The organism is Niameybacter sp., from assembly GCF_036655075.1.
Taxonomy (GTDB): Bacteria; Bacillota; Clostridia; order Lachnospirales; family Cellulosilyticaceae; genus Holtiella.
Window position 1 is genome coordinate 40229 of record NZ_JAVVQU010000020.1, and the last position, 13153, is coordinate 53381.

At 37.7% G+C, this 13153-nt stretch carries 12 protein-coding genes and 7 tRNA genes; 6 read left to right on the top strand and 13 right to left on the bottom strand.

Features of this window, described 5'->3' with window-relative positions:
- Positions 1-80 precede the first annotated feature (80 nt).
- From RRY75_RS07280 to asrA, 4 genes are all read right to left on the bottom strand, one after another.
- Positions 81-677, bottom strand: a complete 597-nt coding sequence (locus tag RRY75_RS07280) for a carbohydrate-binding family 9-like protein (protein WP_332491782.1) — start codon at positions 675-677, stop codon at positions 81-83.
- Positions 678-858: 181 nt separating this feature from the next.
- On the bottom strand, positions 859-1821 hold the full coding sequence (asrC, locus tag RRY75_RS07285; protein ID WP_332491780.1) for a sulfite reductase subunit C: 963 nt from the start codon (positions 1819-1821) through the stop codon (positions 859-861).
- 12 nt (positions 1822-1833) lie between these two features.
- Entirely contained in the window at positions 1834-2625 is a 792-nt protein-coding gene (asrB, locus tag RRY75_RS07290; RefSeq protein WP_332491778.1) for an anaerobic sulfite reductase subunit AsrB, read from the bottom strand.
- Positions 2625-3635 (bottom strand): anaerobic sulfite reductase subunit AsrA, encoded by a 1011-nt coding sequence (gene asrA / locus RRY75_RS07295; RefSeq protein WP_332527400.1) that lies wholly within the window; start codon positions 3633-3635, stop codon positions 2625-2627. Before asrA ends, asrB begins: the two co-directional genes overlap by 1 nt.
- Positions 3636-3832: 197 nt before the next feature.
- Here asrA and RRY75_RS07300 point away from each other — a divergent pair, with 197 nt between their 5' ends.
- From RRY75_RS07300 to RRY75_RS07320, 5 genes are all read left to right on the top strand, one after another.
- On the top strand, positions 3833-4525 hold the full coding sequence (locus RRY75_RS07300; protein WP_332491774.1) for a Crp/Fnr family transcriptional regulator: 693 nt from the start codon (positions 3833-3835) through the stop codon (positions 4523-4525).
- Positions 4526-4602: 77 nt separating this feature from the next.
- Entirely contained in the window at positions 4603-6702 is a 2100-nt protein-coding gene (locus RRY75_RS07305; protein WP_332491772.1) for a molybdopterin oxidoreductase family protein, read from the top strand.
- Positions 6689-7099: a 4Fe-4S dicluster domain-containing protein gene (locus tag RRY75_RS07310; RefSeq protein ID WP_332716149.1), complete on the top strand. Its 411-nt coding sequence runs from the start codon at positions 6689-6691 to the stop codon at positions 7097-7099. The genes RRY75_RS07305 and RRY75_RS07310 overlap by 14 nt, the downstream gene beginning before the upstream one ends.
- On the top strand, positions 7096-8331 hold the full coding sequence (locus RRY75_RS07315; protein ID WP_332491768.1) for an NAD(P)/FAD-dependent oxidoreductase: 1236 nt from the start codon (positions 7096-7098) through the stop codon (positions 8329-8331). The genes RRY75_RS07310 and RRY75_RS07315 overlap by 4 nt, the downstream gene beginning before the upstream one ends.
- Positions 8332-8348: 17 nt before the next feature.
- Positions 8349-9305: a TDT family transporter gene (locus RRY75_RS07320; protein ID WP_332491766.1), complete on the top strand. Its 957-nt coding sequence runs from the start codon at positions 8349-8351 to the stop codon at positions 9303-9305.
- A 116-nt stretch (positions 9306-9421) separates the two neighbouring features.
- Here RRY75_RS07320 and RRY75_RS07325 read toward each other — a convergent pair whose 3' ends face one another.
- Complete coding sequence (locus RRY75_RS07325; RefSeq protein ID WP_332527401.1) at positions 9422-10453, bottom strand: M42 family metallopeptidase; 1032 nt, start codon at positions 10451-10453, stop codon at positions 9422-9424.
- 189 nt (positions 10454-10642) lie between these two features.
- On the opposite strand from RRY75_RS07325, the gene RRY75_RS07330 reads away from it, so the two are divergent.
- Positions 10643-11833, top strand: coding sequence for a pyridoxal phosphate-dependent aminotransferase (locus RRY75_RS07330; RefSeq protein WP_332491762.1), 1191 nt, complete (start codon positions 10643-10645; stop codon positions 11831-11833).
- Between the two features lie 193 nt (positions 11834-12026).
- Here the strand turns inward: RRY75_RS07330 and RRY75_RS07335 are convergent, their stop codons facing one another.
- The 8 genes from RRY75_RS07335 to RRY75_RS07370 form a co-directional block, all read right to left on the bottom strand.
- A complete protein-coding gene (locus tag RRY75_RS07335; protein ID WP_332491760.1) occupies positions 12027-12251 on the bottom strand; it encodes a DUF4318 domain-containing protein in 225 nt (74 codons plus the stop codon).
- Between the two features lie 173 nt (positions 12252-12424).
- A tRNA-Phe gene (locus tag RRY75_RS07340) sits at positions 12425-12497 on the bottom strand.
- Positions 12498-12503: 6 nt separating this feature from the next.
- Positions 12504-12575, bottom strand: a tRNA-Gly gene (locus RRY75_RS07345).
- A gap of 37 nt (positions 12576-12612) precedes the next feature.
- Positions 12613-12685 (bottom strand) — tRNA-Lys (locus RRY75_RS07350).
- Positions 12686-12723: 38 nt separating this feature from the next.
- Positions 12724-12798: transfer RNA gene (locus tag RRY75_RS07355), tRNA-Pro, on the bottom strand.
- 23 nt (positions 12799-12821) lie between these two features.
- Positions 12822-12893: transfer RNA gene (locus tag RRY75_RS07360), tRNA-Glu, on the bottom strand.
- A 19-nt stretch (positions 12894-12912) separates the two neighbouring features.
- Positions 12913-12985: transfer RNA gene (locus RRY75_RS07365), tRNA-Phe, on the bottom strand.
- Between the two features lie 6 nt (positions 12986-12991).
- A tRNA-Gly gene (locus RRY75_RS07370) sits at positions 12992-13063 on the bottom strand.
- Positions 13064-13153: the final 90 nt, after the last annotated feature.

Genomic DNA, 13153 nt, shown 5'->3' on the forward strand with positions numbered 1-13153 from the left:
TTTTAGACATTATAGGAGTATACGATAGAGATATGTATAAACAATAAATATTTAGATATTTCCTGGGAAATTTACAATGCCTATTTAATGACTAATTCACCAAAGTACTCTGGTTTATGGAATGCAGGAAAAGGATTGTCAATTGGGTTCCAACTTCCATAGTGTGGTGTATGTGTATCATCTCCACATTTGTAGAAGTTTCCTTTAATCATGCCACCCATCTCTTCTTTACCATAAACAGCTTGAATAAATGTATCTGGAATCATAAGCTCTACTTCCCAGCAACCGCCTTCTTTTGTCACGACTGGTGTAGGTATATCAAATCCTTTATCTTTTAAGTAGAAGCGATCTCCTGGTTGACCATATTCACAAAGTACTGCACCCTTACTATTCATTTCAAAATTAATGTATCCTGTTCCCGCTTCTTCTGGATAGTAATTTGCAAAAAACTCCATACAGCTGTCTTTGTACACGGGTTCATTAGCTTCTGTATATAACGCTTTAGGATTTTCTTCTTCACATCTCATTTTAAGGCAAAAACCTTGTCCTTCAATGCGATAAAGCCGTGCTGTTGTCTTTGGCATATAATCTGTTCCCCAAGGATAACTCGCAACTTCTACTGGTTTAATGCTATTCCACTCTACTTTTTCTGCTTTAACTTCAACGATATATGTCATATGACCCTCCTAAATGTTTTCGTTTTCAAATTAAATTTTTAACTCAAATGCTTATATTTTGTCTGATATAACTAAGTTCTATTATGAACCATTCACTATAAACTTGCAACTCTTTGGTATGGATCAAAACAAAAGAGCTATTGCGTTTAATGCAAGAGCTCTTAGGTCCTTATTCATTACTTTAATAATGGATACCACTCCAATAGACATTATTGATAACAACGGCTTCTGCTGGAAGCTGTACATCCTTTAATACCCATTTTTTAAATGCCATAAATCCTGTACGGTCTACAATATAACCGATATGTTCTTTACCTCCTGGTGCCGTCCTATCAATATATTCTGTTGCATACTCATAGGTATTTAAAATAATTTTGATAATGCTTGCCTCATCTGCCCATACGATAAAGTCTTCTGCAAGCCTTGGGTTTTTCTTTCCAGTTCTACCCATAATGACCAAACGGTAATATTTCTGTGCACTTCTTGTCCATGCACCTGTTGGGCAGGTATTGATACACACACCACACCCTACACATTGATTTGCTTGTCGTTCTACTCGGTAGTTTTTTGCAGATAAACATCCAACTGAACGAGACTTACAACCTTTTACACAAGCTCCACAAGATACACATCTCGTTGCATCATAGCGTGGCATAGTCATACCAATAATGCCAAAGTCTTGCATTCTTGCTTTAATACAGTCATTATGACAGCCTGTTAACCCTATTTTAAAGTGAAGGTCATTGGGGAAAATAGCCTTCTCAATATTTTTAGCAAAGTCTGTCGTATTGTAATTTCCAAATGGACATACTTTGTTTCCTATGCATGCAGATACGTTACGTGTACCTGCGGCACTATAGCCTTTTCCAGGGATTTCTTGATTAATTTCAAGGCCTTCTATAATCGGTTGCAAAAGTGCATTGACATGGTCCATATCCTCAAACTTAATGCCTAAAATCTCAAAACCTTGTCTAATAGTAATGTGTACTTGTCCATTACCATAGCGTTCTGCAATTTCTTGAATTTTGCCTAAGTATTCAGCCTTAATGAGTCCGCCAGGCACACGTACTCTCGATGCTGTAATGCCTCTTACTTTACTTACTCTAAAAGCATTCTTTTTAAGTTTCTTTGTATTAATATCCATAGCTTCCTCCTCTTAATCCCTTAACAATTTGCCTTGTGTATAGTTAAACACTGGGCCTTCTAGACAAATATAAGTATCACCCATCTTACAATGTCCACATTTACCAATACCGCAGCACATTTTTCGCTCTTGCGAAATCCAAATATTTTCTTCTTTAATACCACGTTTTAAGAATGCTTGCACTGTAAACTTCATCATAATAGGAGGACCTACTACTATAACCTGTACATGCTCTAAATCTTGAATTGGAAGTTCTGGAATATATTTTGTTACAAGTCCTACTGGCCCCTCATAACCTTCTGGCGCTTGGTCAACTGTTACCGTAATGTGAGCCGTATGACTCCATTCTTCTAAATCTGCTTTAAAAAGTACATCCTCTGGTGTTTTGAAACCTGTAATAAGTGTAAGCCCTTTACATGCTTCACTAGATTTAGCAAAATGCTCCACAATACCTCTAACAGGTGAAAGACCTGTACCACCTGCTACTACTACAATTTCATGATTTCTATATACATCAAGATCAAACCCATTCCCATATGGCCCTCTTAAAAAGAGTTTATCACCCACATATTTTTCAAAGATTTCACCAGTTACTTTCCCTACTTTACGAATGGTAAGGTCTACTGTACCTTCACTCATACCACTTACTGAAATAGGTGCTTCACCATATTTCGGAATAGATACTTCGAAGAACTGACCTGGCTTAACTGTGCCCTCAAATGCCATACGGAAGGTATATTCAATTTCTGTATGTTTAATAACCTCTTTGATTTCTGATAAAAAAGGGATATATTCATTTTTCATTACGATTGAACCTCCTTCATAGCATCTGATAATTTGTTAATACATGCTGAATATGAGATATACTCCGGACAAATATCGTCACAACGTCCACATCCTACGCACATGTGGTGGCCAAAACGTTTCTTATAATCATGCACTTTGTGTAGCACTTTAAAACGCATACGTTGCCCTTTGTCACCTCTAAAGCTATGTCCACCCGCCATATTGGTAAATCCATCAACTTGACAAGATGCCCATACTCTACGACGTTCACCTGCCCTTTTATGATCAGATCCTTCGTAAAATACATCTTGCATTGTAAAACATGTACATGTTGGACATACAAAGTTACAACGACCACATGCAATACAACGTTCGTTGTACTCATTCCACATCGCACTATCCATAACTTCAGCCGATAAATTTTCTGGGATATTGACTCTTGTTTTGTTTTCTATCACATAGTCTGGTTTAACACTTACTTCTTCCACTTCTTCAAGACGTGAGAAAAGTGCCTCAAAGCCCCCTTCAATAAATGCCTCATTACCTTGCACCTTAATATAAGCATCATAGTTGCTTGTTCTATTTGTATCCATATCTACACAAAAACAACGCTCAAAGGACTCTGTACATCCCATTAGGATAAATTTGGTCTTTTCTCTAATTCTTTTATAATATATATCTTCAAAACCATTTCTAAGGTAAATATCATCCATACGTTTTACAGCATGTAGATCACAACTACGCAAGAAAATAATCGCTCCCTTTTTCGGTTCATCTGACTCTTTCACTTCATCTTCTGTAAAATAGAAGAGTGTCTCGGAAATAGGTGTTAAAACTTCTTTATATGAGAACTCTGACTTCTCTTTGAAATTAATTTCCTCTACAGACTCTACTCTGCCATATCGTATACGATTGGTATCTGAGTAAGTCCCTTCTCCAATAAAAGTCTTCGGTGCATAAATACTATATTCTTTCGAAAGTTCTCTCAAAATACAATCTAAGTGTGCTGTACTTGTTTTATATCCCATTTCCTACACTCCGTTCTTTCTATACTTGTTAATTCATTAACATGATATTCTTGTGTCAGTATATGGGATTCACCTTCAAAAAACTGTGATGTTTATCACGTTCTCTGACTACTTTTTCTTTTTCATTTTAATTTTTGATATTTAATCATATAATAGATAAAGCAACCAAAATCCAAATATAAAAAAGGTAGATATTTATGGCACGTATTACAAAGGAAACACTAGAACAACTTAGCTTATTCGAAGCACTCTTGCCTACTACCTATGCTCATCTAGAAAGTATAGGTCATGTTAAAACTTATAAAAGTGGTACCCACCTGTTTAGAGAAAAGGATAGACTCCATTGCTTTTATATTATTTTATCTGGAACTGTTACACTGTATAAAACAAACTCAAATGGTCAAATTAAGACTATATTCATATTAGGGAAAGATACTTTGCTCAACGAAACACTCTTTGATGACCTCCCTGCTTCTATTAGCTGTAAAACCCATGCAGATTGTACGATTCTCACTTTTTATCGTTCTGATTTTATACCCTTATTGCAACAAGACTTTAGACTTACTCAGAACTTTGTCAATCATATTAGCAAACGGATTCGGCGACTCTATCGCCAAATCAAAAACTCTACCTCTATTATTAAAATGGAGAAAAAATTAGCTGCAAAAATTTGGAAACTTACTCAAGATTATGGTATTCCTCATGAAAGTGGTGTTATGCTTGACTTCCCTATTACAATCACGGCTCTTGCCGAATTATTAGGATCTTATCGTGAAACTATTTCACGTTCTCTTAAAATCTTAGTAGAAAATCAACTCATCATTTATGAGCATAAATATATTTTTGTTCCAGACACCCATGCCCTTTCTCGATTTTTCAAGGCACCGTGAGATTAGTCACGGTGCTTTTATTCATAAAGGATTATAATTTATCTATCGTTAATTAATTATCAAAAAGGAGGCTCTCCATGAAAAAAGTGCAATCTACATGTAATGTATGTTCATTAGCGTGTAATCTTGATTTCTATGTGGAAAATGAGCAAATCGTAAAAGTACTACCTACACCTACCTATCCTGTTAACAAGGGTTTCTCTTGCATTAAAGGCATCTCTCTAGATAAGCAAAATACAAAATTCAAACCCTCACCTCTACCAAAGATTCGCAGTGCACAAGGCGAAATGCAAGAACTTCCTTGGGACGTGGCTTATCACTATGTAGCAGACAAGCTCCTTAATATTCAACAAACTTATGGAAGTGACAGTATTGCTGCCATTAGCACAGGTCAATTACCTTTAGAAGAAATGGCTCTATTTTCTCATGTTATGCGCAACTTTTTAAAAGGACATGTAGATGGTAATACTAGACTTTGTATGGCAACTTCTGTTGTTGCACACAAACAAAGCTTCGGATTTGATGCACCTCCTTACACTTTAAATGACTTTGAACTTTCAGATACCATTTTCTTAATTGGTGCAAATCCTATTGTGACACATCCAATTATCTGGGATCGTATTCGTCGCAATCCAAATAAGAAAGTCATCGTCATTGACCCTCGTCGCTCTGAAACAGCTCAAAAAGCTGATTATTTCTATCCACTCAATGGTAAAACAGATATTTATCTTTTCTATGGACTTGCTCATATTCTCATTGAAAAAGATTATATTGATACCCAGTACATTGAAGCGCATACTGAAAACTTTGAGGGTTTCAAATCACTTGTTACTACCTATACACCTGATATTGTTGCAAAAAAAACTGGACTTTCCTTGGACAGCTTATATGAAATGGCTGAACTCATTCATACAGGTAAAAGTGTATCTCTTTGGTGGACGATGGGTGTTAACCAAGGCTATGAAGCTGTAAGAACTGCTCAAGCTATTATTAATATCGCACTTATGACTGGCAATATAGGACGTCCTGGTACTGGCGCCAACTCTATTACAGGACAATGTAATGCCATGGGCTCACGTATATTTAGTAACACAGCAGGCCTCTATGGAGGTGGCGACTATGACAACACAGTAAGACGTCAAGCTGTTTGTAATGCACTTGAAATAAGGGACGATCAGCTTATCAACAAGCCAACACTCCCTTACAATGCTATTATCGAAAAAATTACTAGTGGTGAAATCAAAGCGCTTTGGGTAGTCTCTACTAATCCTCGTCATTCTTGGACCAACAACTCTACCTTCCAAGAAGCACTTAAACACCTTGAACTTTTCATCGTTCAAGATATTTATGACGATACCCATACATCACAAGATGCAGATGTTTTCTTCCCTGTTGTTTCAGGTCTGAAAAAAACTGGAACTTACATTAACACAGAAAGACGTCTTTCTGCTATGCGTCCTATTCTTCCACAACAGGAACATGAAAAAACGGATTTTCAAGTTTTCCTCGGCGTAGGTGAAGCACTTGGCATGGGCTCTTTACTCGATTTGTGGCAAACCCCACAAGCTACTTTTGAGCTTATGAAAAAATGTTCAAAAGGGATGCCTTGTGATATTACAGGCGTAACCTATGAAGCACTTGAAGGCACTGCTGGTATTCAATGGCCCTTTAGAGAAGGGGATATATTAGAAGAAAACGAACGCCGACTCTTTGAAGATGGCAACTACTATACACCTTCTAAAAAAGCTAAATTCGTATTTGATGAAATTATGGAAAACCCACTTCCTACTACAGTACAATATCCTTATATTCTTAATACAGGCCGTGATACTGTAGGGCAATGGCATACACAAGTTCGCTCTAGAGAAATTGGAGTAGCCTCTGCAACTTATGCTACACAGGCTTATATCTATATTCATCCATCACTTGCAAAAGAAAAGGGTATTATGGAAAACGAACTATTTGAAGTGGCATCTATTAATGGGCATACAGCACGCTTCACTGCCAAAATTACTGAAAATGTATCTGAAAATCAACTTTATGCACCTATGCATTACATTGAAACCAATAAACTTACACCTTCTCTTTATGATCCATTTTCAAAAGAGCCTTCATACAAAGCAACACCAATCAACATCTATAAAATTGTAGGAGAGTGTCTAGATGAAAAGAATTAAAATTGACCGTTCTAAATGTGTAGGCTGCCTAACTTGTGTCACTGCTTGTATCATCAGCAATAATAGCCTAGACCCTCGCAATCGTATTGTTATTGATAGCCAAAACAACTATGCGCCGATATTTTGTCGCCACTGTGAAGAACCTGAGTGTGTCTTTACTTGTATGACAGGTGCTATGCATAAAAATGTGCAAACAGGACTTGTTGAGTATGACAAAGCACAATGTGCTAGTTGCTATATGTGCATTATGGCTTGTCCATACGGTGTCCTTAAAAGTGATTCTCTACAACAAAAGGAAATTATGAAATGTAATATGTGTACACATCGTGATGCTGGTCCTATGTGCGTAGAAAAATGTCCAATGCAAGCTATTACACTAGAGGAGGTGCAAAAATGAGATATGTTGTATTAGGTGCTTCTGCTGCTGGTATCAGTGGTGCAAAACGCCTTCGTGAGCTGAACCCTACCGCAGAAATTACTTTAATTTCAAAAGATGAACATATTTACTCAAGATGTATCCTACATCATTACATGGAAGGCATCCGAGACTTAGAACAACTTCAATTTGTACCGACTGACTTTATAGAGACTTATCGCATCAATTGGCTAAAAGGTGATGTTGCTCACAAAGTAGATCCTACAAATAAAACAGTTATGACTGCCTCCGGTAAGACCATCAGCTTTGATAAGTTACTTATTGCCACAGGTGCTCATGTCTTTTTCCCACCTATTCCTGGTCTACAAGAGGCTACCAATGCTATTGGATTCCATGACTTAGACGAGTGCGAAGCTATTATAGAAAAAGCTCATGACTCTCAGAATATCGTTATCCTAGGTGCTGGCCTTGTCGGTGTTGATGCCGCTTGTGGTCTCATACACTTAGAAAAGTCTGTAACTATCCTTGAGATGCAAGACCGTATACTTCCAATCCAACTTGACCGCAAAGCTGCCTCAACTTATGAGCAAGCATTCACCGCCAAAGGTGTACAGCTCTTACTCGGTATAGGTGCAAAAGAACTCATTTTAGATGCACAACAAACCATTACAGCTATTAGACTTAATAATGATGAAGTCATTCCTTGTGACCTTCTTATTGTAGCCTCTGGTGTGCGTGCTAATGTCAGTTTCTTAGAAGAAAGTGATATTGCTCTTGATCGTTTCGGCCTTATTATAGATGCCTGTGGACAAACTTCTCATCCAGATATTTACGGCGCTGGTGATGTAACAGGCCGCAATCCAATCTGGCCTGTAGCTGTAAAAGAAGGGATTGTAGCTGCTAGCAATATGGCAGGTACACAAAAAGAAATGACAGACTTCTTTGCCAGTAAATCTACAATGAATTTCTTTGGTATCCCTACCATGTCACTAGGTCTTGCCCAACCGCAAAACCCTGAAGACTACATGATTGAAATTGAAGAAGATACACAAGGCAACTACAAAAAGCTTGTCCATAAAGATGGCAAAATTTACGGTGCTATTCTACAAGGTGATTTAGCTTACTCTGGTGTGCTCACTCAACTTATTAAAAACCATATAGATGTTTCTAGAGTAAAAAAACCCCTTTTTAAAATAGATTACTCTGACTTTTTCAATACAACCTCAAACTTTGAATTTACTTACGAAAATTAACTTTAAGGAGACACTTTATGCCTCAAAAATCATTTACCTCTAAGCTTGCTCATTTGCCCGTTGCTATCCTTCCTACAATGGTTGGAGTAGCTACACTTTCTAATGCATGGAATGCCCAAGGCTTTACATGGGTGCGTCACCTCTCCATGTGGGCTGCTGCTCTTATTCTCCTTTGTTACATTGGAAAGATTATCTGTCATTTTAAAATAGTTCAAAACGAATATGCCGCTACCGTTCCTGCTAGTTTATATGCAGGACTTACAATGATTATCATGATTTTCGGAAATTATATCTTTGACTTTAATCCTTTTGTAGGTAAGGGGCTTTGGTCTTTAGGACTTGGTCTACACGCCATTCATTTATTGTTCTTTATCTATAGAAATGTAATCAAAAACTTTGATAGCAATACTTTTGTACCTAGCTGGTTTGTAACCTTCAATGGTATTATGGTGGCTACCGTAACAGGTGTTCCAATGAATGAACCCGTAATTGGTACTGTCATTGTCTACTACGGACTTATTGTACTGAGTATTCTTCTTCCTCTTATGGTATTAAGACTCATTAAAAAACCAATTACGACTGGCCCACTTTTCATGACAAAGGCCATTATTCTTGCACCAACGAGCCTCTGTCTTGTAAGTTATTTAAACTTTATTGCCAAGCCTAGTGCATGGCTTGTATATGCATTATATGCCATCATCTTAGCTTCACTTATTTATGTACTTATCAATTTACCAAAGTTCTTCTCTTTTACTTTCCACCCTGGATTTGCAGCCCTTACTTTCCCTATGGCAATTGGTATGATAGCTTCTACTAAAATGTCTGCTTTCTTAAATGGACAAGGTCTTGAAAAACTCGGGAATATTGTTCATCAAATATCTGGCCTACAACTCTTTCTAACAACAGCTATTGTAGCTTTTGTTCTCTTTAACTTCTTTATGATGTGGGTGAATAGCTATAAATGCCATGAATAAAAGGTCTCTGAAACTAGCCATTTTAAGCTAGCTTCAGAGACCTTTATTTATTTTATAGCTATACTATTTATTTTTATACAAGGAGTCTGCATTTTGTAACAGGCCCTTTTCTCACCTTATTGTGTAATGTAGTGGTATAAAAGTTTGATTGTATTTTCTAAGCCATCATAATGTGTACGTTCCATACCATGTGAAGCATGTACACCTGGTCCAATGAGTGCACCACAGATGTTGTTTCCGCCTCTAAGGGCTGCCCCTACATCTGAACCATACATTGGGTAAATATCTACTGCAAAACGTAAGCTATTTACCTTAGCGAGTTCAATGAGTTTTGAAGTCATTTGGTAATCATAAGGACCACCTGAATCTTTAGCACAGATAGATACATCTTGTTCTGTACAAGCTAAGTCTTGTCCAATACATCCCATATCTACAGCAATCATTTCTGTAATATCTTCAGGAATATAGCTTGATCCATGTCCTACTTCCTCATAGACAGAGATGAAAATTTTAAGCGTATAAGTTGGTGTTACTTTTTCACGACTTAACATTTCAAGTAGACCCATAAGTGCTGCTACACTTGCTTTATCATCAATAAAACGAGACTTAATATAGCCACTTTCTGTAATCGTTGTCTTAGGTTCAATAAAGATATAATCGCCATTAGCAATACCTAAAGCTTCTACATCTTCCTTAGAATTGACTACCTCATCAAGACGTACTTCCATATTTTTTGTATCTCTTGACTTAGAGCTTGCATCTTCGTAGACATGAGCGGATGGACTTGTACTTAAGAAAGTTCCTGTATAGATTTTTCCTTCTCTTGTACGAACCTTACAATACTCACCATCAAGAGTTGGTAAAATAGGTCCACCAACTAGAGTAAAGCTTAATGTCCCACTTCCTGTAATACTTCTTACCATAGCACCTAATGTATCTACATGAGCTGATAGACCTATTACTCTCTCTTCTTGACTACCTGGTACAGTAATAATACCACACCCTTTACGCGTCGTCTCAAAGCTATAGCCAAAGGACTTAGCATAAGCTGCAATTTCTTCCATGATTTCAAAGCAGAATCCACTAGGACTATGATGCTCTAAAAGTTTTTTTGCTGTATCTAATACAAACTGTTTATTAATTTCCATTTTAAACCTCCTGATGATACTTATCTAGTGTATTGGACGCTATTATCCATTGAGTTATAGATCCTAGGTTTATTATGAACTATCTGGTGCAGACTTTCAACTCCTGCACATCTCATAATTTTTGTTTTATTATAAAAAAATTTGTATTATAATAATATATACTTTAATACTTTAAAAAGGAGCAACTTTATGATCTCAAATAAAATGAAAGTTTTAGTTGCGAATAGCTCTACTATTCGTGCCATGTTCGAAGAAGGAAAACGCTTAGCTAACCTCTATGGTGCAGAAAATGTATATGACTTTAGCTTAGGAAACCCAAATGTTGTACCTCCAGATGCTGTAAAGGAAGCTATTGTAGATATTGTAAATGAAGAAAATCCAAACGTCCTTCATGGTTACATGAACAACTCCGGCTATGAAGATGTCCGTGACACTGTTGCAACCTACCTTAACAACAAATATGCCTTAAACCTCGGAACTGCCAATATTGTTATGACATGCGGTGCTGCTGGTGGTCTCAACATCATTTTAAAAACACTTTTAAACCCAGATGACGAGATTATTGTATTTGCACCTTTCTTTGGTGAATATAGCAACTATGTAAATAACTTTGATGGTAAACTTGTCATTGTTCCACCTGATACAACGACTTTTGAACCAAATATGGAAGCACTTAAAGCTGCCCTTACTAGTCGTACTAAAGCTGTGATTATCAATTCACCTAACAATCCAACAGGTGTCATTTACTCTGATAGCGCCCTTAAACAACTCGCTGCCATCTTAGAAGAGGCACAAAAGACTTTTAATACTTCCATCTATCTCATTTCAGATGAGCCTTACCGCGAGATTGCTTACGATCATGCTACTGTGCCTTATCCCGTACATTATTACAAAAATACGTTCATTGGATACTCTTACAGTAAGTCTCTTTCTCTTCCCGGGGAACGTATTGGTTACATTGTTGTACCAAGTGAAGTGGATGACTTCAACGATATTATGGGCGCCCTTAACGTCGCTAACCGTATTTTAGGTTTTGTTAATGCACCTTCTCTCTTCCAAAAGGTTATTGGCAAGTGTATTGAAAGTGAAGTTGATGTATCTATTTATGCGCGTAATCGTGATTTACTCTATAACCATCTTACAAGTATCGGCTTTGACTGTATCAAGCCTAAAGGTGCCTTTTACCTCTTCCCAAAAGCTCTTACAGCAGATGATAGGGCCTTCTGTGAGGTAGCTAAACAATTTAACTTACTTCTTGTTCCTGGTTCTAGTTTCGGTTGCCCAGGCTATGTACGCCTTGCATATTGTATAAGCTATGAACAAATCGAGCGCTCACTTCCTGCTTTTTCAAAGCTTGCTACCCATTATAATAGTAATTAAGGTCCTCCCAAGAACTATCTACGCTTACCACTCATATTTCTAGCGGCAAGCATCTACATAAATATTACTTCCCCAAACTACTTGTAAAACATACAAAAGGCCACACGACTTATGAAGAGTCATGTGGTCTTTTGTTTATATCTATACCGCTTATGGATACTTAATATTTTATCTTCACTCATAGCCAACGTGCTTAAACCTGTGTACAGTGTAAAGTGTATCCACCTCTAGCCATGTCTACTTTCACTTCATAAAGTTCTTTTTCTATATAGAAAGTCACAGGCTTTTCTTTACTTACAAACTCAATATCTTGCTTTGTGTCCTTACCGTATCCTTCTATATACTCACAAATTTTCTCTATAGATGGATAAGTTAATGCTTCTTCTAAGTCTATCAAAAATCCTTTTTTCTTAAACATTTTCTCCACTCCTTTATATTCATACTCACTAACTGTAACAAATTTTTCACTTACTTGATTTTACTATAAACCTTCCATAGGGTGGAATGTCAATAGTTTTCCACAAAATAGCTTTCAGAACATAAAAAAATCCACAGATAACTAAGTTATCTGTGGATTTAGACAAAAAAGTATGCCCAGAGCCGGAATCGAACCAGCGACACGAGGATTTTCAGTCCTCTGCTCTACCGACTGAGCTATCTGGGCATATCAAGCGCGAGACGGGATTCGAACCCGCGACCCTCTCCTTGGCAAGGAGATGCTCTACCCCTGAGCCACTCACGCATTTAGTAGTACACAAGGTACTACTGGTATTCAATTATGAGCCACCGGAGGCTCGAACTCCGGACCACTTGATTAAAAGTCAAGTGCTCTACCAACTGAGCTAGTGACCCATATTACTTATGATTAGTTCCACGACATTGGAACTAAATCGGGGTGACAGGACTCGAACCTGCGGCCTCCTGAACCCAAATCAGGCGCTCTAGCCAAACTGAGCTACACCCCGCCATGCTACTTTTAAAGTAACAATGACCCATAGGAGAATCGAACTCCTGTTACCGCCGTGAAAGGGCGGTGTCTTAACCGCTTGACCAATGGGCCTTACCTTTTGTTTAAAACATGCCCAGAGCCGGAATCGAACCAGCGACACGAGGATTTTCAGTCCTCTGCTCTACCGACTGAGCTATCTGGGCATATCAAGCGCGAGACGGGATTCGAACCCGCGACCCTCTCCTTGGCAAGGAGATGCTCTACCCCTGAGCCACTCACGCATTTAGTAGTACACAAGGTACTACTGGTATTCAATTATGAGCCACCGGAGGCTCGAACTCCGGACCACTTGATTAAAAGTCAAGTGCTCT

Bases quoted from the DNA above. Each gene is read 5' to 3' on its own strand.
- RRY75_RS07320 (WP_332491766.1), top strand. From the start codon at position 8,349: ATGCCTCAAAAATCATTTACCTCTAAGCTTGCTCATTTGCCCGTTGCT.
- RRY75_RS07325 (WP_332527401.1), bottom strand. From the start codon at position 10,453: ATGGAAATTAATAAACAGTTTGTATTAGATACAGCAAAAAAACTTTTA.
- RRY75_RS07335 (WP_332491760.1), bottom strand. From the start codon at position 12,251: ATGTTTAAGAAAAAAGGATTTTTGATAGACTTAGAAGAAGCATTAACT.
- RRY75_RS07305 (WP_332491772.1), top strand. From the start codon at position 4,603: ATGAAAAAAGTGCAATCTACATGTAATGTATGTTCATTAGCGTGTAAT.
- RRY75_RS07310 (WP_332716149.1), top strand. From the start codon at position 6,689: ATGAAAAGAATTAAAATTGACCGTTCTAAATGTGTAGGCTGCCTAACT.
- RRY75_RS07300 (WP_332491774.1), top strand. From the start codon at position 3,833: ATGGCACGTATTACAAAGGAAACACTAGAACAACTTAGCTTATTCGAA.
- asrB (WP_332491778.1), bottom strand. From the start codon at position 2,625: ATGAAAAATGAATATATCCCTTTTTTATCAGAAATCAAAGAGGTTATT.
- asrC (WP_332491780.1), bottom strand. From the start codon at position 1,821: ATGGATATTAATACAAAGAAACTTAAAAAGAATGCTTTTAGAGTAAGT.
- RRY75_RS07280 (WP_332491782.1), bottom strand. From the start codon at position 677: ATGACATATATCGTTGAAGTTAAAGCAGAAAAAGTAGAGTGGAATAGC.
- RRY75_RS07315 (WP_332491768.1), top strand. From the start codon at position 7,096: ATGAGATATGTTGTATTAGGTGCTTCTGCTGCTGGTATCAGTGGTGCA.
- RRY75_RS07330 (WP_332491762.1), top strand. From the start codon at position 10,643: ATGATCTCAAATAAAATGAAAGTTTTAGTTGCGAATAGCTCTACTATT.
- asrA (WP_332527400.1), bottom strand. From the start codon at position 3,635: ATGGGATATAAAACAAGTACAGCACACTTAGATTGTATTTTGAGAGAA.